11 protein-coding genes are annotated in these 21,485 nt (G+C 36.0%); 3 read left to right on the top strand and 8 right to left on the bottom strand.

What is annotated here, in order from left to right:
* Positions 1-278: 278 nt before the first annotated feature.
* From QLQ94_RS23050 to QLQ94_RS23060, 3 genes are read right to left on the bottom strand one after another with little or no spacing between them, the layout of a single operon-like run.
* Positions 279-3,428 (bottom strand): efflux RND transporter permease subunit, encoded by a 3,150-nt coding sequence (locus QLQ94_RS23050; RefSeq protein WP_271336262.1) that lies wholly within the window; start codon positions 3,426-3,428, stop codon positions 279-281.
* Between the two features lie 6 nt (positions 3,429-3,434).
* Entirely contained in the window at positions 3,435-4,559 is a 1,125-nt protein-coding gene (locus QLQ94_RS23055; RefSeq protein ID WP_271336263.1) for an efflux RND transporter periplasmic adaptor subunit, read from the bottom strand.
* Positions 4,560-4,567: 8 nt separating this feature from the next.
* Positions 4,568-5,065: a DUF2480 family protein gene (locus tag QLQ94_RS23060; RefSeq protein ID WP_271336264.1), complete on the bottom strand. Its 498-nt coding sequence runs from the start codon at positions 5,063-5,065 to the stop codon at positions 4,568-4,570.
* Positions 5,066-5,475: 410 nt separating this feature from the next.
* On the opposite strand from QLQ94_RS23060, the gene QLQ94_RS23065 reads away from it, so the two are divergent.
* Complete coding sequence (locus QLQ94_RS23065) at positions 5,476-6,087, top strand: helix-turn-helix transcriptional regulator (protein WP_271336265.1); 612 nt, start codon at positions 5,476-5,478, stop codon at positions 6,085-6,087.
* 204 nt (positions 6,088-6,291) lie between these two features.
* On the opposite strand, the gene QLQ94_RS23070 is transcribed toward QLQ94_RS23065, so the two are convergent.
* From QLQ94_RS23070 to QLQ94_RS23090, 5 genes are all read right to left on the bottom strand, one after another.
* On the bottom strand, positions 6,292-8,115 hold the full coding sequence (locus tag QLQ94_RS23070; RefSeq protein WP_271336266.1) for an alkaline phosphatase: 1,824 nt from the start codon (positions 8,113-8,115) through the stop codon (positions 6,292-6,294).
* A 1,081-nt stretch (positions 8,116-9,196) separates the two neighbouring features.
* On the bottom strand, positions 9,197-10,732 hold the full coding sequence (locus QLQ94_RS23075) for a RagB/SusD family nutrient uptake outer membrane protein (RefSeq protein WP_271336267.1): 1,536 nt from the start codon (positions 10,730-10,732) through the stop codon (positions 9,197-9,199).
* A 20-nt stretch (positions 10,733-10,752) separates the two neighbouring features.
* Complete coding sequence (locus QLQ94_RS23080; RefSeq protein ID WP_271336268.1) at positions 10,753-14,142, bottom strand: SusC/RagA family TonB-linked outer membrane protein; 3,390 nt, start codon at positions 14,140-14,142, stop codon at positions 10,753-10,755.
* A gap of 152 nt (positions 14,143-14,294) precedes the next feature.
* On the bottom strand, positions 14,295-15,215 hold the full coding sequence (locus QLQ94_RS23085; RefSeq protein WP_271336269.1) for a FecR family protein: 921 nt from the start codon (positions 15,213-15,215) through the stop codon (positions 14,295-14,297).
* Positions 15,216-15,331: 116 nt separating this feature from the next.
* Positions 15,332-15,889, bottom strand: coding sequence for an RNA polymerase sigma-70 factor (locus QLQ94_RS23090; RefSeq protein WP_271336270.1), 558 nt, complete (start codon positions 15,887-15,889; stop codon positions 15,332-15,334).
* A 410-nt stretch (positions 15,890-16,299) separates the two neighbouring features.
* Between QLQ94_RS23090 and QLQ94_RS23095 the strand changes: the two genes are divergently transcribed.
* Both QLQ94_RS23095 and QLQ94_RS23100 read left to right on the top strand, forming a co-directional pair.
* The gene (locus QLQ94_RS23095; protein ID WP_482498663.1) at positions 16,300-17,532 is read left to right on the top strand and encodes an ROK family transcriptional regulator; all 1,233 of its coding nucleotides are present in this window, start codon (positions 16,300-16,302) and stop codon (positions 17,530-17,532) included.
* A gap of 517 nt (positions 17,533-18,049) precedes the next feature.
* Positions 18,050-21,484 (top strand): SusC/RagA family TonB-linked outer membrane protein, encoded by a 3,435-nt coding sequence (locus QLQ94_RS23100; RefSeq protein ID WP_482498665.1) that lies wholly within the window; start codon positions 18,050-18,052, stop codon positions 21,482-21,484.
* Position 21,485 lies beyond the last annotated feature (1 nt).

Raw genomic sequence — 21,485 nt, forward strand, 5'->3', positions numbered from 1 at the left:
GTGTTCTCTGTGGTAAAATAATTTGCTTAATTATGAAATAAGATTTAACCACAGAGTCCACAATCCCGATAGCTATCGGGATACACAAAGTTCACAAAGCTGACTCAATACAAAGCTTTGCGAACTTTATGTTTTTATAAAAACCATCCTTGTAAAAAACTTTGCGCTCTTTGCGGTAAAATAATCTGCTTGATGTTGAACTGAGATATATCGCTCCGCTGAAGCTTTAATTACAGAAACGTGTATATTAGCTATAAATATTACGCTCCGCTGGAGCTTTACTCAATGACTCTAGGCTCATGAACCGGTATTTTCACCCCTCCAATCTTTTCTTGCAATGACTGAAAAATGATAAATAGAACCGGAATTACAAAAACTCCGAATAACGTCCCAATCAACATTCCGCCTACAGCAGCTGTACCAATTGACCTGTTGCTTAATGCCCCTGCACCAGTAGCAATCATCAACGGAATTAACCCGAAAATAAAAGCAAAGGAGGTCATTAAAATAGGTCGTAATCTGGCTTTTGCTCCAAATATCGCCGACTGCACAAGGCTTCTTCCACTTAAGCGATGTAATAAGGCAAACTCAACAATAAGAATTGCATTTTTCGCCAAAAGTCCAATCAGCATAATCAAACTGATCTGAAGGAAAATATTATTATCAACTCCAAATAGATTTGCAAATATAAAAGCACCTGCAAGTCCTATTGGTAAGGATAACAATACCGAAAGTGGTAAGATGTAACTCTTGTATTGCGCACTTAATAGGAAGTAAATAAAGATCAGACAAAGTGCAAAGATTAAAGTTGTCTGGCTTCCGCTGGAAAGTTCTTCTTTTGTCAAACCTGAAAACTCATAGGTATAACCTCTTTCTAATGTTTGTGCAGCTACTTCTTCGATTGCTTTTATCGCATCACCGGAACTATATCCTGCATTTGGTGAACCTGTAACTGTTGTTGAGGTAAAGAGATTGAAACGGTTTATAAATTCAGGACCATACGTTTTTTTCAAGGTTACAAATTCAGAAATTGGTGCCATTGCCCCTTTATCTGTTCGAACAAAAACTTTATTGATATCACTTTCTTTCGCTCTGTAATCTGGATGAGATTGCAACATTACTCTGTATTGTTTTCCGAATTTATTGATATCAGAAGCATAGATTCCGCCAAAATATCCCTGAAGCGTGTTGAGAACCGTATTTACACTTACGCCCGCATCTTTACACTTCGCTACATTTACGCTGACTTCCATTTCCGGAAAACCAATGTCAAACGGACTTGTGGCGTACATAATCTCTGGCCGCTGATTAATCGCTGCCATAAACTTCCCGATATTCTTATCAAAATCTTTATAACTGCCACCAGTTTTGTCCTGCAGTTGTACCTCGAATCCGTTGCTGTTTCCAAATCCCTGTAAAGTTGGTGCAGCAAAGAAAATAATATTTGCCCCTTTTATATGAGCTGTTTTTGCAAACAACTGCCCAACGATTGAAGTAACATCCTGATTTTTTCCTTTTCTCTCCTTCCATGGTTTTAGCCTGATAAACAATGCGCCATAAGAACCTCCGGATCCGTGAATTAAATCCATTCCGGAAAGTGTTGATGAAAGTTCAATCTCCGAAATACTTCTCGCGGCAAGATCTATTTCTTTTACAATTTCCTCTGTACGTTCTAATGTCGAAGAAGCGGGTAAAACTACATTTCCGTAAATTGCTCCTCCATCGTCATTAGGTACAAAACCAGTTGGCGTTGTTTTGATCAATACATAAAACACCATTCCAAATAGTGCGATTGCTACTAAAGAAATCCATTTTCTGCGGATTAGGAATCGGACTGCTCCAATATATTTATTCGTGACTGCATCGAAAGCAGCATTAAAGCCGGCATAAAATTTAGGCAAAAATCCTTTGGGATGATTTGACTTTTCAGAATCATGTGGTTTTAATAAAATAGCACAAAGCGCAGGACTTAACGTCAAGGCATTCACTGCCGAAATTAAAATTGCTACTGCCAATGTTAATCCAAATTGTTTGTAGAAAACACCAGCAGAACCTGTAATAAAAGTAACAGGAATAAATACTGCCGACATAATTAAGGTAATGGAGATAATCGCTCCGCTAATTTCGCTCATCGCATGAATAGTCGCTTTTTTGGCTGATTTTGCTCCCTGATCTAATTTTGCATGAACAGCTTCAACCACGACAATGGCATCATCGACGACAATACCAATCGCTAAAACCAAAGCAAAAAGGGTCAGTAAATTAATGGTGAAGCCAAATAATTTCAGAAAAAAGAAGGTACCAATAATCGATACCGGAACTGCAATTGCAGGTATCAGGGTCGATCTGAAATCCTGTAAAAAGATAAATACAACAATAAAAACCAGAATAAAAGCTTCAATAATTGTGTAGATTACTTTCTCGATAGAAGCGTCCAGAAAGTCATTGGCATTCAGGAATGTATGGTATTCTAATCCCGGAGGAAAATCTTTGGACGCTTTTTTTAATATGTCTTCGCAAGCTATAATTAGCTCTCTCGCATTCGACCCTGAAATCTGACTGATCGCTCCTCCTGAAGATACATGCCCCTGAGTAAGCAATGAAGTCGAATAATCTAAAGCTCCAAATTCGATATCTGCTACATCTTTTAAGCGTAATAAGCTTCCTTGTTTACCGCTTCTGAGTACAATGTTTTCAAATTCAGCAGGATTTTCGAGTCGGCCTGTAAACTTCAATGCATATTGAACTGATTCTTTGCTGTTTTCCCCAATTTTACCCGGTGCAGCTTCGATGTTTTGTTCTTGCAGCGCTTTAATAATATCATCAGGAACTAAACGCTGATTGGCCATTGCATCCGGTTTTAACCAAATACGCATTGAATATTCCTGACTGCTGTAAATTTCCGTTGCTCCTACACCTACGACACGTTTCATCTCGGGCATAATATTTATCCTCAAATAATTATCGAGGAATTTTTCGTCATATCTCCCGTCTTTACTGTATAATAAAAAACTCAGCGCCGTACTGCTTAACTGTTTGCTTGTTGTAATACCAGACTTAATCACCTCGGCAGGAAGCAAACTTGTCGCTTTTGTAACTCTGTTCTGAACATTTACGGCCGCCATATCAGGATTTGTTCCCTGCTTAAAGAATACGGTAATCGAAGCACTACCATTGCTACTGGCTTTAGAAGTCATATAAGCCATATTCTCGACTCCGTTTATTTGTTCTTCCAGAGGAACAATTACACTTTTCAAAACCACATCGGCACTTGCTCCCTGATACGAAGCGTTTACCACAACCGTTGGAGGTGCGATTTCGGGGTATTGTGATACAGGCAAGGATGCTAATCCCAGTAATCCTAAAATCACTATTATGATCGATATTACCGTAGATAATACCGGATTTTCTATAAATTTTCTAAACATCTCTTTTTATTTTTTTGATGAAGCCACTATCGGTGCGATTTTTACTCCATCCCTTAAATTCCCAATTCCATTAATGACAATAGTATTTCCGGATTGTACTCCTTCAGTTACTACATATTCTTTTTCAGTGGCTGTGTTTCTTATTTTTATTTCGGTGTTGTGCACTACATTTTGTCCGTCTGTTGTAAAGACAAAATAGCGTCCCTGCTGTTCAAAGACTGCTTTTTTAGGAACCAGGATCGCATCAGAAAATTGGGTCGGAATAACAATTGTTGCACTTGCACCACTCCATAATTTGCCTTCAGGATTTGGAAAAACGGCTTTAAAATTTGCTGAGCCTGTACTTGCATTCAGAACACCGCTTAAAGTTTGAATATTTCCTTTTTGCGCATAGGTTTCTCCATCAGCAGTGACTAAGGAAACTGCCGGCATATTTCTGAATTTGTCCTTTAATTGATTGCCTGAATATTGGCTTAAGAATGAATTTAGCTGTTGCTGACTTAGCGAAAAATAAGCATAAATATGTTTGGTATTCGCAACGGTGGTTAAAGGATCCGGTGCCGAAATACTAACCAAACTCCCAATTTTATAAGGCAGACTTCCCACAACTCCATTAATTGGACTTACTATATTAGTAAAAGCAAGTTTCGATTTTGCTGCTGATAAATCTGCATTTGCCTGACTTAATTCTGCTCTTTTTACCCGCTCTACGTTTTTGGCAGATGTTAGTTCGTAGGTATTTATAATTTTCTTTTCTGCCAGTGCTGCTGTTCTTTTGGTCTGGATAACCGCTGTTTCCAAACTTGCTTCGGCGGCGAGAATTGCTGCTTTTTTATTATTTACTTCCTGCAGATAACTATTGGCATCTATTTTAAACAAAACTTGTCCTTTGGCTACAGCCGCACCTTCTTCTACATAAACCTGCTCAATATAGCCATCGATTTTAGAACGTATTTCTACAGTTTGCTCTCCTTCTAAAGTTGTTGGATATTGTACAGAAACATTCGCTTTTTGAGCTTTAAGTGTAAGCGTTGGATAAGACGCGGGACTTTGTGTTTGTTCTGTATTTTTTTTGTTACATGAAACGGTCAAAAGCGTTCCAAGAAACAATATTGCTATTATTTTTTTCATTATTTCGTTTATTTTCTTTTGTAAATCATTAGAGGTGAACCTGCTTCGCCCCACATTAAGGTTTGTACATATTTTATTAACTGACTTGTAGCCAATACGAGAATTTCTTCCGGTATGGATGAATTTGCTTTGAGCACCACTTTTTGACTGATAAAAGCCGAAAATTCTATTTTTCTTATTCGTTCGATCCATAAAAGACCTTCGTGATTTCCGGTTGTAGAATACACTACGATTGAGGTATGTGGAGCCACTAATGCGCTGATCAATACATAGGCCCAAAGTGGAACGATGGCATCATTAGAACAGCAAATGACTACTTCTTTTCCTGAATATTGGCTCCAGTCTATACTGGCCATTTCTGAACGAAAGGCTTTTTCCTGCAGTAGAAAATCTTCTAAAAGAAAGGGAACAATATCAAATACAACAAAGTCATTTTTGTCCGGTTTATAAGACCTGAGATCGAGAGTTTGTATGCCTGAAGCTTCTATTTTATTTAGTATTTCCATATTTATGACGATTAAAAAATTTGAATTATTTGCTGATTTTTAGGCATAGATATCCCCCGCCCAACCTGAATATTGTTTATCAGGTATGCTGAGCACATTGTAAAGCGTTTTATGCTTTAGCTAGAAGTTTTTGAGATTTTTAAAATCTTTGTTATAGATCTTATTTATAGATTTTTCATTAATACATTCCAGTACGGAACGATAGAGACTGGTAAATTGATCCTGTAGCAGGAAGTGGTTGAGGAAGATTGTAATTCTGGTACCATAATCTATATTTTGTATTAATAAATTCTGTAACTATCAACGTTCATTGCAATTAGGATAATAATATCTTAGAATGCGCTTTGATAAGTTATGCAAAATTAATATTTTTGCATAATAAAACAACTAAATACTTGTTTTATTAATTTATGACTACAAATAAGATTTTAATGTTGCTCAAAATGCGAGGTCCCCTTACGGCTCTCGAGATCGCCCATGAGCTTAAGATAACGAAGGAAGGCGTTAGACAACAGCTAGTTAAACTTACCGAAGAAGAACTCATTGAACCTCAGGAAGAATCAAAAGGTGTGGGCAGACCGCAAAAAACGTTTAGTCTTACAGCAAATGGAAATGCTAAATTTCCTGATACTCATGCCGAATTGACCTTAAAACTGATCACTATTATTAATGCAATGGGCGAAAACACCATGCAGGCGGTGATTGATGTCTATGAAGAAACAGGGAAAAAGAAGTATCATGAAGAAATTGATACGATACATAATCTGGAACTGAAAATAGAGAAATTGGTCGAAATAAGAACCCGAGAAGGTTATATGGCAGAATACTCTAAAAATGACGAAGGCTATCTTTTGGTCGAAAATCATTGCCCTATTTGTGCAGCGGCAACAATTTGCCAGGGTTTCTGCTCATCTGAATTAAATACGTTCAGATCTGTATTAGGAAAAGATGTTCTCATTAATCGGGTAAGTCATATTGTTTCGGGCGAAAGAAGATGTGCTTATCAAATTACTTTAAATTAATATACAATAAAAAAAATGCCTCTTCAGGCTGTCCCTGTTCACAAATACTAAAAATCAAATTGAACACGAATTACACCAATTCTAAAGGGTTGATTTTGTTTGTGAAATTAATTTCACAAACAAATAGTGTAAATTGGTGTAATTCGTGTTTGCATTTATTTTGAGGCAGACGAAAGAAGCGATTTTTATCTCTAAAACAGCAATTTATTTCTTAGCTAAAACTGCTAAAATCTTAGTATAAATTTCGGTGTTCTGATACACTCCCATAAATTTTTCAGCTCCTGGCCCGTAAGCAAAAACCGGAACCGGAACTGCCGTATGATCGTTAGTACTAAAACTGCCGTGCACATATCCCTTTTCTATATTTCCGTCAATTAAAGAAAGTCCACCCGTTTCATGGTCAGCGGTTACGATTAATAACGTTTCCGTATTCTTATCTACAAATTCCATAGCTTGTCCAACCAATTTATCAAAATCAAGCATTTCGCGAACCACATATTCTACATTGTTTTTATGTCCGCCGTAATCGATTTGCGCACCTTCTGCCATGATAAAAAATGGACTTTTTGTTTTAGCAAAAGTTGAGGTTGCTTTCGCTAGGGATTTCGCTAGAAAATCACCTCTTCCGTCTTTCATAGAAACTACTGCAGCGTCATCTAAAACAATAAATTTAGAGTTTTTGATGGTATCAAGACTATTGAATTTATCTGAAAAAGTATATCCTTTTTGCTTCAGTATTTTAGATAAGTCTTTGCCATCTTTTCTTGATGTAAATTCCTTTGTTCCTCCACCAATCAAAATATCTGATGGATTCGATAAAAAATCTTCGGCTATTGGTTCGCTGTAACTTCTTTCCGGCTGATGTGCATAAAAACACGCTGGCGTAGCATCTGTAATATTCCCTGCCGAGATAATAGCTGTTTTGTAATTTTTCTTTGCCAATTGTTGTATGATTAATTCCAGCGGTTTCCCATTTTCATCAACACTAATAAATCTATTATTGGTTTTATGCCCTGTTGCCATAGCAGTCGCTCCTGCGGCAGAATCTGTGATATAACTGTCTGAAGATTTTGTGACAGACAATCCCTGAGTTGGAATATTAAATAAACTCAACTGACCTTTATTAGCGGTGTAACCGGAGTAAATCTGTGTCAATCCCATTCCGTCACCAATAAGAAGGATTACATTTTTAGGTTGTTTTTTAGAAAATCCCAATCCGTTTCTAGGAATATAAGCTTCGTGAAAATCGGTATTTTGATAAAATGTCGATTTGATATTGTTGATAAAATGCGTCAATTCAGCAACGTTATCTGTCCCAATAAAATCAACTTTTAAGTTCATCAATGTCATCCAGGTATTTACATTATCCTGAGTTGCCCAGAATCGTACTTTTTTGTTCTGATCGTGTACTTTTTTAATAATCGATTGCACTTTTTCAGCATCCGTTTGTGTCATCACGCCTTTCCCGTTCCAGATTGTGATTTCTTTTAAATCTTCGCTGATCATTTCAACACGGGACAATTGTTCCGCAGAGTAATTTTCATTTAGCCTTCCGTCAAAATAAATAAATTCAGGATAGTCTTTCCAGTTTGCCAGAGAAGGTCTGTTTCCCGAAATTACCACTTTTATATTTTTATTCGAAATAATATCAGGATAGGTTTTAAGCTGCTGCGCAATTAATCTCAGCGTAGCATCACCTTCTGTTTTTATATCGATCATTAAAATCAAAGGTTTATTGCCTTGGTAAGCTTTTCCTCCTAAGCTTTTTAATTTTATAGTAAGCGGATCAAGATATTGTGTCTTAAGCGTATTCTGCGGATTAATTTCTTTGGATGTATGGGCAACAAAAAGCTCGTTATTGACTAAAAAAACATCGGCTTCAATAACGCCGGCTTCATTAGAATAGGCTTCATAAAAGGGTAATTTGCTGGCATAATCATTATGCGAATGAATGTTAGATGAACTGTATTCCTGTGCTTGTGCAATCAGCAAAAATTGGAGGCAAAAAAGGGTGATTATTTTTTTCATGAGAAAATTGGGTTTGTTTATTTTTAGAACTGTAGGATTTTAAATTGTTGAGGTTTATTTAAACACATTGGGACATAATTTTTTATAGCTAAATAAAAAGGTGTTTTACTTGTTTTTAATGCACATAGTTCATCCCGTTTTGTCATTTAATTATTAAAGCTCCGAAGGAGCGGTATATTTACAGCAATTATAGATTTCCATTTATTAAGCTCCAGAGGAGCGACATATTTATAGCAATTATAGATTCCCTACATTAAAGCTCCAAAGGAGCGACGTATATGCCACCCCGATGGGGTTTGGATCCTTTTTATCAAAAATTAATTGCTATAAATATATCGTCCCGCTAGGACTTACCTACTATTAGCGTAAGATTTTAAAATCATTTTTTTTATTTAACGAAGGAGAAATCACACGCGTAACTCGACAAAGATTGGCGATTTTCTTTGCAGATTTCTGATGCGATTTCTCTCCTGAAGCTTCGGGATCGAAATGACAATATTGGGGTTACCTTCTTCATGATTTTATCATTATTAAACCTCCGGATGAGCAATATATTTATAACAATTATAGATTCCCCCCATTAAGCTTCAGAGGAGCGACATATTTATAGCAATAATAGATTCCCATACATTAAAGCTCCAGAGGAGCGACATATTTATAGCAATAATAAATTTCCATACATTAAAGCTCCAGAGAAGCGATATATATGCCACCCCGATGGGGTTCAAATTCTTTTTATAAAAATTAAATTTCTATAAATATATCGTCCCGCTGGGACTTGGTTTATGATTAATTAAAATGGGGCAAAATCATTTTTTTCATTTAACGAAGGAGAAATCACACGCATAACTCGACAAAAATTGGCGATTTTCTTTGTGGATTTCTGGTGTGATTTCTCCTGCGTCGAGATGACAACATTGGGGGTTACTACTTTATATTTCTTTTAAATACAAACCAGTCTTTTTCCTAAAAAAAGACTGGTTTATGTTTATATCTGAAATTCATTTGCTATTTTTTACAACTGCAAGCTCCGACAAGCTTGCAGTGTAAAAAAACTAAACAAACAAAATGAAACTACAAACTACCAACCTTTATTTTGCGTCAGTGCTCCTTTGCTTACTGCAATTTCATCCGGTGGTATTGGCCAAACTTTGTGAATTGCAGGGTTAAAATTACGAGCAGGATAAATCACGGTTCCGTTATAATGGTGTAACGGTTTTGCATAAGTTGCCTGAGCATCGCCCCAACGTACTAAGTCAAAATGACGGTCTGTCCATTCTCCGGCCAATTCACAACGTCTTTCTCTTTTTAGATCGGTTAATGTTGCTCCGGCAAGATCTCCAAGACCTGCACGACGACGGATCATATTAATTTCTGTATCGGCATTCAGGCCTTTCATAAGTTTGGCTTCTGCCAACATCAAAATCACATCGGCATAACGCAAAAGAGGAACGTTTAAAGCTGTCGAAGGTTTATCTCCGTTGGCATTTACATAACGAATATCAATCCCGCCCGAAGTTGTTTTGGCATAACCAAACGGCTCCATATATTTATTGAACTGATATCCGGTTCTATTACTGGAACTTACAAGATATTTACCTTCATTAAAAGTTACTAATTCACCAAAATACAGGAATTTATCACCTTTTTGCAAAATAGTCGCGCTGCGTCTTTTATCTTTTGGATCATAGGTATCAAATAATTCTTTGGTAGGATAAAAATTTCCCCAACCATTATAAACTCCCCAACCTTTGTCTTCTAGGCATACTCCCGGAAAAATAGATCCTAAAGAAGTATTCTCTGCACTTGACGTTACTGACCAAATGTATTCTGAAGACCAGTTGTTCTTGATTTTAAATACATCTTCAAAATTATCCAGCAACTTATGTTTTCCACTATTCACGATCATATTGGCATATTTTATTGCGTTGTCCCAATCTTTAGCATACAAATAGGTACGTACTAAATATCCCCAGGCAGCTGTTTTATGAGCACGTCCGTAATTATCAGAAGTCAGCTCATTAAAATAAGGTAGTAAATCGGCTGCTTTTACTAAATCGGCTGCGATGTAGGCATAGTTTTCAGCTACATTTTTAGCTCTTGGCACATATACATTTGTTGGGTCTTCGCGATCCTGAATCGGGATTCCGGCGCGATCATCTCCGTAATGATAAGCCAGTTCTAAATGCATTACAGCATGATTGAAGTACGCTTCTCCCAACATCCCATTCTTTGTTTTTTCGTCTAAGGAAATCTTAGGAATATTGCGAATAACATCGTTGCAGCGTTTCATTATTTCGTAGTGAATTCTCCAGATATCTTTGGTATCAGATTCTGCACCATCAACAATAAAATTCTTAATACGTTCTGCATTTTGTCTTGGCTTGGTTCCTATATCATCACTGGCGTTATTCAGCCAGAAAAAACCACGACCGTACATATTATCATCAGAATATAAAGCATAAATAGCGTTTACTCCTGCTTTTGCATCTGCTGGAGTTTTCCAGAAATTTCCGCTTGACGGAGCTCCTTGCGGCACCAAATCAAGTTCGCTTTCGCACGCTGTCGCGCCCAGTAAAAGCACAAAACTCAATACTAAAAGACTTAAATTTTTCATTTTATTTGTTTTATATTTTTTTAAAAAGTTGCATTTACACCGGTCATATAAATACGGGAAAGCGGATATTTTCCTAAGTCCATACCAAAGTTTTTAAGCCCTATTTCCGGATCCATTCCTGAATACTTGGTGATCGTGAAAAGGTTTTGAGCTGAGATAAAAAATCTCAGTTTTGCTTTTCCGTTCAGCCATTGATCTTTTACTGTGTATCCTATCGAAAGGTTTCTTAATCTTACGAAAGAAGCATCTTCGATATAAAAATCAGAGATTCGCCCGAAGTTATTATTGTTGTCTGTTGATGAAAGTACCGGAATATTGGTCTTTGTATTGGTTGGCGACCATGCATTTTTAGATTCTGCCAATAAGTTATATCCAGGAAATGAACCGTTTAGACCGGTGTGTTTTACAGCATTAAAAACACTATTTCCTGCTGCTCCGCTAAAAAAGACATTCATATCAAACCCTTTATATCTAAAGTTCATATTTAAACTGAAAGTCGTTTTAGGAAAAGGATTTCCAAGCACTACTCTGTCATTGTTATTGATGACACCGTCTCCATTTATATCTTTAAATTTAATATCTCCTGCAACCGCATTGGGCTGATATACTTCGCCTTTAGCGTTTACATATGCTTTTGCTTCAGCATTACTCTGAAACAGTCCATCTGTCGAATAACCGTAAAAGGCACCAACAGGGCTTCCTACCTGATAAATATTCGCTAAAGGCAAACTACGAACCCTGCTTAAATTTAATGGTTCAAGAGAAGTCAAATCATCTTTGATCGAAACAATTTTATTACTTAAAAATGATGCATTTGCTGTAATATCAAATTTAAAATCGCCACGCGTTTTTTGGTACATCAAACTTGCCTCAATACCTTTGTTTTCTACATCTCCAGAGTTTACGATTCTACCTTTTGGAGTCCCTGAAACACCCGGAAGCTGATCGCGAACCAACATGTCTTTGTTTGTTTTTACGTAAGCATCTACGGATCCTGACAAAGCATTATTGAACATTGTGAAATCTAATCCTACGTTGGTTTGCTCTGAACTTTCCCATCTTAAATTAGGGTTTGACAATTCGCTTTCAGAATATCCGTAGTTAATTACCGGACTTGACCCGATTAAAGATTGTGTCTGGTTTAATGGTACACTAAACTGGTAAGGCCCAAGGTTTCCTAAGTTTCCTATTTGTCCCCAGCTTGCACGTAATTTTAAGTTGCTGATTATTGGATTAATATTTTTCATAAATCCTTCTTCAGATACTAACCAACCTGCAGAAACAGAAGGATACACTTTCCAACGGTTCTCAGAAGTCAATTTTGAAGTTCCGTCGCGACGCACAATTCCTGAAATTAAATATTTTTGATTAAAGTCATAATTCAGCCTCCCAACATATGATGAGATAATTTCTTCGGCCATACCTGCCTCTATTTGTTGTACCAATTTGGCGTTTAATAAATAGCGCTGCGATGCATCTTCGCTATCAAAACCTGTTCCCTGCACGGTATAAAAATCTCTTTTGGTTTGTTGATATGTATAGCCGGCCAAAGCTTTAAAATTATGTTTGCCTAATGATTTTTCGTAAGAAACCGTTTGTTCCCCTAACAAATCTGTTGTTGTCGAGTTTGTTAAAGTCAATCTGTTGAAATCGAATATTTTTCCCGGCTCAGTAATTTTTGTTGCAAATTCTGTTGCATTGTTTTGTATTCTTGTATAACCCAAATTTGACTTTAGCTTTAAACCTGAGACAACTTCCCATTCGACATACGGATTAATTAAAACTGTCGAAATAGGATTTCTGTTGTCTAATCTTTTTAAATAAGCCACCGGATTTATTACATCTCCGTAAGAACCTATGTATTTCTCCGGAACACCACCAAATTGTCCTGAACCATCTTCTCTGTAAATGGTAGCATTTGGCGGATAAAAAATCGCCGCCAGAATCGCTCCTGTATAAGCATTTGAAGTATTGGCTGACTGACCATCTGTTAAGGAATACGAAAAGTTTTCTCCAAAGGTAAAATTGGGAGCTAACTTAAAAGAAGAATTTGCTCTTGCTGTATATCGGGTTCCAAAAGTATTCAATAAAATCCCTTCGTTTTTTCTATAACTTCCTGACAAAAAGAAATTAGATTTCTCTGTTTTTCCGTTTACAGAAATAGACAAATCCTGTATTTCGCCTGTACGAAAAATTTCGTCCATCCAGTTCGTTTTTGTTGTTCTAGCTGTTGGCTCAAATGCAGGATCAAAAGCGGGGATTCTAGGCATTCCCGCATTATCTCTGGCTGTATTCATAGCATCTGCATATCCTGCAGCGTCCAGAACATTTAATGTCTTTGCTACACTTTGAAAACCTCCCTGATAATTTACATTTACATTGATATGATCAGAAGTTCCTTTTTTAGACGTAATCAGAATTACACCACCAGAAGCTCTTGCACCGTAAATTGCCGCAGAAGCTGCATCTTTTAGCACGCTGATCGAAGCAATATCATTAGGGTTTAAAGTGTTTAAAGATCCGCTGTAAATAATTCCGTCTAAAACAATCAAAGGAGTTTCGGCGTTTAATGAACCAATACCACGAATGTTAATTGTTGGCTCTGCTGTAGGATCTCCACCATTATTGATCACCGTAACACCGGCCACTGTACCTTGCAATAATTCGGCTGCACTGTTATAGGTTCTGCTTGACGTTTCTTTCATAGAAACAGTTCCAACAGCTCCCAAAACTTCGTTCTTTTTTACAGAACCATATCCCATTACTACAACTTCCTGTAGTTGCTTCATATCAGCTAATAATCTGACACTGATATTTCTAGTCGACTGATTTACTTTTACTTCCTGAGTAATATATCCCACGTACGAAAAAACAAGTATGGCTTCAGCTGAATTAACTCCCATTTTAAAAGTTCCGTCAAAATCTGTCGTTGCTGTGGCATCAGAATCTTTGTCCTTAATACCAACTCCCGGTAAAGGCATTCCGTCATCGCCACCAAAAACAGTTCCTGAAATGCTTATTTTACCTTGTCCGGCATCAGTCAGTTTTTGATTCTTTTTGATTACAATATTGTTGTTTACAATTTCATATTTAAAGAAAAAATTACTGCATATTTTGTCCAATGCTTGTTCTAATGTTACGTTACTCAGTTTCAAACTAATTTTTTGATTCGTATTAACTTGATTGGTTTCGTACATAAAATGTACATCTGCCTGTTTTTCTATTTTCTGAAAGACAGTCTTTATACTTTCGTTTTCAACTTTTAAGGTTACTCTTTTACCAATGTCAACGCTGCCTGCTTTTGCTGCTAATCCTATAAAAAATAAAGCAGTAAAAATGAGCGCTTTAGTCAGTACAGATCTTGTCATGTTTTGACTGTTTCTGACATACCGCATTTGTTTTTGATTCATGATTGTGTGTGTTTTTTAATTGTTTTTGGATTATTTATAGGCTTCTACGTAGATGTTTTAATTTGATTTTTACTTTGCCAGACCTAACAGGTTTTAAAAACCTGTTAGGTCTCTCTGGATACATGTTACTATATGGTCAAATCTATTTTTAGTTATCGTATGATATAAGTTCCTGATTCGATTTTATAATTGGCATTGATAATATTACACACTAGGGCCACAACCTGACCAACAGGAAGTTCTTTGAAATAGGCGCTAATTTTTAGATTGTTGAGATTTTTGTTTTCGATCTGGATCGCCACATTATAATTGCGATTGATTGTTGCAATAACTTCGGGTAAAGGCGCATCTTCAAAAACGATAATGTTTTTTCGCCATAGCGAAATAGAGTTCACCGGAATATCCGTAAAGGCTTGCAGTTTATTATTCTGCGATTTAAAAACTACTTTTTGTCCGGGCGTTACATAAACATTTTCTTCGGTAAAAGTCGATTTTACATTTACTCTTCCGGTTAAAACCGAAACTTCTTGTGTAGCATGATCCGGATAAGCCTGAACATTAAAACTGGTTCCTAAAACTTTGGTATCCATTTTATCGGTATGAATAATAAACGGATGTTCTTTGTCTTTGGCTACATCAAAAAATGCTTCTCCTGTTAAATACACTTCACGTGTTCCTCCTTTAAATTTTGCGGGATATTTTAGAAGACTTCCTGCATTGAGCCATATTTGGGTTCCGTCGCTTAGTGTTATTTTAGAATGTTCTCCTGATTTTGTAGCGTATTCTTTAGTTATAGTCTGCACAGATGACAAATAAAAGAAACAGGATAATCCCATTAAAAAGATTAGAGAAGCTGCTATAGCCCAATTTCTGTTTTGAAGAAAAATAACCGTATTTGTTTTCTTAATTTGCCTGATTTCCTTCTTTAGTTTTAAGCGATCAGATTGTATAAGGTTTGTAGTATCTGTTATTTCGTCCGGGTGATCATACCAGTTATTCCATAATTCTTCTCCTTTTAGAGAAGTCTTACCTTCTAAAAAAAGCTGTATTTCTTGATGTGGTTTTTCAGGCATTATAATGTGTTTATCTCTTTAATAGTATGTCTTAGAATTTTTACTTTTGGGTAGGCGGATGAGGTTACGCTTTTGTTAAGAAAAGAAAATGCACCTCACAATTTAGAAACCTCCCATCAGTTAAACTCACCTAAATAGTTTCGCATAAACTTTAGCGCATAAGCAATATGATACTTTACGGTTTCATGCGATACATTAAGTTCTTCGGCTATCTCTTTGTTTGTATAATGTTTGATGCGGCTCAGGATAAAAACTTCTTTGGATTTTTTAGGAAGTAATAATGTGGCTTTATCCACCGCTTGTTGCAGTTCCTGATAATGAATAGCATCTTCGGTTGTATTACTGCTGGTATAATCGTCATTGCTTCGATCAGTAACCTCCTTTATATATTGGTCTGTAATGGTGTGCGATTTTATATAATCTAAAGTCACATATCGAACGGAAGTATAGATGTAGGCTGCAAATTTCTTTTGAATAACCAAAGTCTTTCGACGTTCCCAAATAGTGGTAAAAACTTCCTGAACAATTTCTTCAGAAACCGGAATCGATTTCATTCTCATATAAACAAAGCGAACTAACAAATCCCGATACCGAAAGTACAATTCATCAAACGCTTTATCTTTTCCTTGTCTCAATAATTCAACAAGCTGCTCATCAGTAAACGCTTTATACATGACAGGCTTCTTTTTTATTATTGGGCGAATGAATAGCGCTTTGTAAAACACTTATTCCTTTTATTTTTCTGCGATGTATTCTTGATTTAAAAAATGACATATACTACAAGTGTGTTGTTTATAATATGTCTCCAAAATTAGAAATGAGGGTAGGTCTGCAAGGTTACGTTTACATTAATAAAACATCCTATTTATAAAGCATTATATTAACATTTCGTCTCTTATACGTTATGCGGCAAATTTTGTGCAGAAGCAGCACTATCTTTTTAGGGAGTATGTAGTTTAAAAATGTTTTCCTTATTTTTAAAACACGAGCTACATTAAAAAAATATTTTAATAATTAGATCCAATTCTTATAATTATTTAAAAATTATAGTAAGTTTGTAAGAGACACGTAATTATAAAAAACGATGAGTTTAAAAGATTTATTAGATAGTAGTAAAGATAAAAGTCTTTCCGGCCAGAAATGGCATATGCTAAGACAATCGATAACAAAACGTTTACTTTCAGGAGGTAATTCTACAATTGCCGAATTAAGTACAGAATTACAATCAAGTGTTCCAACGGTAACCAAAGCTGTCAACGAATTACTAACCGAAGGTTATGTAGTCGACATGGGAAAAATTACCAATAGTGGCGGACGAAGACCTTCCTTATACAGTATCAACCCTACTTGCGCTTACTTTTTAGGTGTTGAGGTTGGCATCAGCAGTATGTCTATTGGACTGCAAAATATCAAAAATGAATTGGTTAGTGTTGATCTTGGCACTTCTTTCATTTTAGAAAATACTCAAAAATCATTATTAAAATTCTGTGACCTCATCAATTCTTTTATCGAAGATAGCTCTGTCGAAAAGAAATTGATTGTGGGGGTTTGTATCAACTTTTCCGGACGTATTAATTCGATGGAAGGTTTTAGTTATAACTATTTCTTTAGCGAAAACCGACCTTTAAACGAAATCATTTCTGAGCAATTAGATCTACCGGTTCACTTAGAAAATGATACGCGCGCAATGGCTTTTGGCGAATATTGCGAAGGCGTTATCGACGACGAACAAAACATCATTTTTGTCAATTACAGTTGGGGTGTTGCCATCGGGATGATTACTGATGGTAAGTTATATTACGGTAAATCAGGATATTCAGGCGAATTTGGTCATAGTACTATTTTCAATAATGAAATCATGTGCCAATGCGGAAAACTAGGTTGTCTTGAAACCGAAATTTCCGGCTGGTCACTCATCAACCAATTCAAAGATGCCATAAAAGAAGGCAAACAATCAAAAGTCATTCTTGACGAAAACTCTTCTACACTACAACACAATGCGATTATTGCCGGAGCTGTAAATCTCGAAGACACTCTTTGTGTCGATTTGGTAACCCAGCAAAGCGAAAAAATGGGACGTTATTTATCTATTTTATTAAATATCTTCAACCCTGACTTACTGGTAATTGGTGGAGATTTCGCACAATTAGGCGACTACGCCTTACTCCCAATTCAATCTGCATTAAAAAAATATTCACTCGGTTTAGTTAACCGTGATATGAAACTTAAAAAGTCTGCTTTAGGCCGTCGTGCGGGCGTTATTGGTGCCTGTTGTGTCATTAAAGAAAAGATGTTATTCCCTCTAATTAATAACTAAATTTCCCAACCACTTCCTTATTATTAAAATATTTTAATAACTAAACTTGTTATATTAAAATATTTTATATCTTTACTTCATAATAATAAATTAATTTATTCATAAGATTATCATAACATTTATTCATATTATGTTTTTTCATTGTTAAAAGGTAATAATAATGATAGCTACATTTTTAAAATATCCATAAATATTAAAATACATTTTTCGTAAAAAAAAGAAGGTATTTGCTTTTTATAGATAGAGATAAAATAAAAGTCAAGTAATGCGAACTTATCATGATGTTGTGTGAATAAATTTTAAAAAAGAGAATATCAGTTTTATATAGAGTAAGAAAATTAAAGATCAACTATAAATATCAACACTAATCATCGCATAAAAAACATTTGTTTTTAAGTCATAAAAAAGCCAGCTAATGCAGGAACATTGCTGGCCGGTTCCTTAATAGGAACAATGACTTGAAAATTAATAAACAGACCTTTAACAAAGTTATTATTAACCAAACCATTACAAAAGTATGAAATTATTGCCAAAAAGTAAACCTATAAATTGTAGGTTTACTCCTAAACACGTAAAAGTTATAAAACTAACATCTGCGTTGCTTTTAGTTTTTACAATGCAGTTAACCGCTGCAGAAACAGAAAAAAGTACCATACTTACAGATAAAAATGTAAAAAAGAATGACCTAATTCAAAAGAAAGTTACCGGAACAGTTACCAATGAAAAAGGAGAAGCTTTACCAGGTGTAAACATTGTAGCCAAAGGAACTCAGTTTAGCGCACAAACAGATTTTGACGGAAAATTTACTATCGAAGTACCGGATAATGCGACTACTTTGATCGTTTCTTATATTGGTCTTCAGGAACAAGAAGTTGCGATAGGTACTGCACCTCTTACTATTGTTCTTAAAGAAATAGGACAACAAATGAATGAGGTAATTGTAGTAGGATATGGTTCTCAAAACAGACGAACTTTAAGTACTGCGGTTTCTAAACTGGACAAAAAAGTATTAGAAAATGTACCGTATTCAAACGTAACACAATCTTTGCAAGGTAACGTAACCGGTTTGGTAGTAAAAACGTCATCTGGACAACCAGGGAAAGCTTCGAACATTCTGGTTCGTGGAGGAACTTCTATCGATAATCCTGCCGGAGCTACACCTTTATATATAGTAGATGGTGTTATTCGGACTCAGATAGATGACATTAACTCTTTTGATATTGCTTCGCTTCAGGTACTTAAAGATGCTGCTGCAACTTCAATCTACGGAGCGCGTGCATCAAACGGTGTTATTATTATTACGACAAATACAGGTAAATCAGGTAAAATGAAAGTGACTTATAATGTCTCTACTCAAAGTAGCCGAATTGGTAAAAAATACGATTTCATGGACGGTGGGGATTATATCAAATTTCAACGTCAGGGTATTTATAATGCCGCAGAACTTGCCGGACTTTCTACTACGACAGGTATCGCAAGACTGGGTCAGTTAACGGGCGCGACTCCCGCTGGTACTGGAAACAACCTTCAAAACAACACTCCGTTTGCTACTTTATTAAAGTCCAGTTTAACACCGGATTCAGTAGCACAGCTACAGGCAAAAGGCTGGCAGGAACTTCAGGATCCTTTAAATCCTAACAGTACTATTATGTACAAAAGTACAGATTGGAATGATGTTTTGTTTCAAAATGCCCTTACACAAAGTCATAATCTTGGGATAAGCGGAGGTAATGATACTGGAGTTTTTGACTTAAGTTTAGGATATTTAAAAGGTGACGGTATTACGATTTTTACAGGATACCAAAGATTTACAAGTAAATTAAATGCTTCGCTAAAAGTAGCTGACAATTTTACTATCAATGGCCGTATGTTGTTCTCTAAATCAAGCAACAATCAGGTGGTTGCCAATAGTGTCGTTTTCAACAGATATTTGGGAAACTCACCCACTACAAAATTATATCTTGAAGACGGAACATTGGCTCCGGGTCAAAATAACATTAACGGAAATCCATTGTACCAAATGGGGAAAGTTAAGGGAATCAACGAAAATAATAAATTACAAATAGGCGTAGATGGTGAATTAAAACTAGCCAAAGATTTCACCTTCACTCCTTCTATGTCTCTTTATAGCGAAAATGAAAATGACAACACTTTTCAGCAGGCGTTCTTAAGCGGAAGCAGTGGTTTAGTAGACAATACACGTACTGCAACAAGATTAAGCAACCAAATTTCGCAAGTACAATACGAAGGAGTTTTTGCCTATAAAAAAGGATGGGATAATATTGGAGATTTTGATGCCAAATTAGGAGTTTCAAAATACGACAGAACTATAAAATCTTTTAATGCTTCAGGAAAAGGAAGTCCTTCAGATCTAGCGCAGACTTTAGACTCTTCTCCAATTCCGGTTTCTGTTTACAGCAACAATACAAAATTGGTTTTAAACAGTGTTTTCGGACGTGTTAATTACGATTACAAAAACAGGTATTTCGCAACAGCATCTTTCCGTTATGACGGTTCATCAAGTTTAGGACCTGACAACAGATATGGTTTCTTTCCTGGGATCTCTGCAGGATGGAACATTCAGGAAGAAAAATTCTGGGAGAAAGCAATGCCAAAATTCTTCTCTTCTCTTAAACTTCGTGGAAGTTATGGTGTAAATGGTAACTTGGGAACTCTTGGAGATTTTCAGGCCGGAGGATTATACTCAGGTTCTACAAATGGTGTAGCAAATAGTTACAACGGACAATCTGCGATTATCAACTCACAAATTGCAAATCCGGGATTAAAATGGGAACAATCTGAAACTGTAAATGGTGGTTTCGATTTAGGTTTCAACGAAGATAAAATCAGAATTATTGGAGATTTTTATAACAAATTAACTTCTGATTTATTAACGAATCTTACTTTACCATCAAATAGTGGTTTCTCTACGGTATTAACAAATCTTGGAGGATTAAGAAGCAAAGGTTTCGAATTAGAAATACAAGCGAATCTTTACAATAAAAACGACTGGAAAATTAATGTTGGAGCAAACGTTTCTCACAATACCAATACAATTGAAAAATTGCCATCAAACGGAAATTTAAACAACAGAATTGGCGGAACAGAGATTTTCGATCAAAAAAGCGGAACATATCAATATGTTGGAGGTTTGCAGGAAGGACAAAAAATTGGAAATTTCTACGCACACAACCAATTGTATATTCTTTCGACTCAGGCAGAAGCAGATGCATACAACTTAAAAGTGCACGATACTTATGTAACTAAAACGGCTGCAAATGGCGGAAATCCTGAAGGTAAAAAATTCGCCGGAGATGCTGTATTTGAAGACACGGATGGAAACGGAATTATCGACAGCAGAGACAGAAAGTATATGGGAAATATGTTCCCAACATTTGTAGGAGGATTTAATTTTGATACTTCGTACAAAGGATTTTCACTTACAGTAAGAACAGATTACTCATTGGGAGCTACAATTTACAACGAAGCAAGAGCACGTTTCTTAGGTCAGTTTCAGGGTAATTACGGATTATTGGCAGAAAGTGCACAATCATGGCAAAAAGAAGGAGACATTACAGATGTACCTCGTTACCGTTGGGCAGATCAAACGAATCAAAACAACTTGTTCAGATCAGAAGCTAGTGGAGCTGCTTACAACACCAATATGTTTCAGGGAAATAGCCGTTATTACGAAAGTGGAGATTATTTATGTATAAGAGAAATCACTTTTAGCTACAACTTGCCTAAAATGTTAATCGACAGAGCAAAACTAACATCGGTTCGTGTTTACGTAACCGGAAGCAACTTATACTATTTCACAAAATACAAAGGATTAAGCCCTGAAGTACAAGGTATAGACGGAGGATCTAGTTTAGGATTATCTGCCGCAGGATCAACAGGTACATACCCTGTTCCAAGAAACATTATCCTTGGTTTAAATATCAGTTTGTAAA

The organism is Flavobacterium sp. B114r, from assembly GCF_056824125.1.

Excerpts from the sequence above, each read along its gene's own strand:
- QLQ94_RS23060 (WP_271336264.1), bottom strand. The coding sequence starts at position 5,065 with ATGGAAATACTAAATAAAATAGAAGCTTCAGGCATACAAACTCTCGAT.
- QLQ94_RS23080 (WP_271336268.1), bottom strand. The coding sequence starts at position 14,142 with ATGAATCAAAAACAAATGCGGTATGTCAGAAACAGTCAAAACATGACA.
- QLQ94_RS23090 (WP_271336270.1), bottom strand. The coding sequence starts at position 15,889 with ATGTATAAAGCGTTTACTGATGAGCAGCTTGTTGAATTATTGAGACAA.
- QLQ94_RS23070 (WP_271336266.1), bottom strand. The coding sequence starts at position 8,115 with ATGAAAAAAATAATCACCCTTTTTTGCCTCCAATTTTTGCTGATTGCA.
- QLQ94_RS23085 (WP_271336269.1), bottom strand. The coding sequence starts at position 15,215 with ATGCCTGAAAAACCACATCAAGAAATACAGCTTTTTTTAGAAGGTAAG.
- QLQ94_RS23075 (WP_271336267.1), bottom strand. The coding sequence starts at position 10,732 with ATGAAAAATTTAAGTCTTTTAGTATTGAGTTTTGTGCTTTTACTGGGC.
- QLQ94_RS23050 (WP_271336262.1), bottom strand. The coding sequence starts at position 3,428 with ATGTTTAGAAAATTTATAGAAAATCCGGTATTATCTACGGTAATATCG.
- QLQ94_RS23095 (WP_482498663.1), top strand. The coding sequence starts at position 16,300 with ATGAGTTTAAAAGATTTATTAGATAGTAGTAAAGATAAAAGTCTTTCC.
- QLQ94_RS23055 (WP_271336263.1), bottom strand. The coding sequence starts at position 4,559 with ATGAAAAAAATAATAGCAATATTGTTTCTTGGAACGCTTTTGACCGTT.
- QLQ94_RS23065 (WP_271336265.1), top strand. The coding sequence starts at position 5,476 with ATGACTACAAATAAGATTTTAATGTTGCTCAAAATGCGAGGTCCCCTT.
- QLQ94_RS23100 (WP_482498665.1), top strand. The coding sequence starts at position 18,050 with ATGAAATTATTGCCAAAAAGTAAACCTATAAATTGTAGGTTTACTCCT.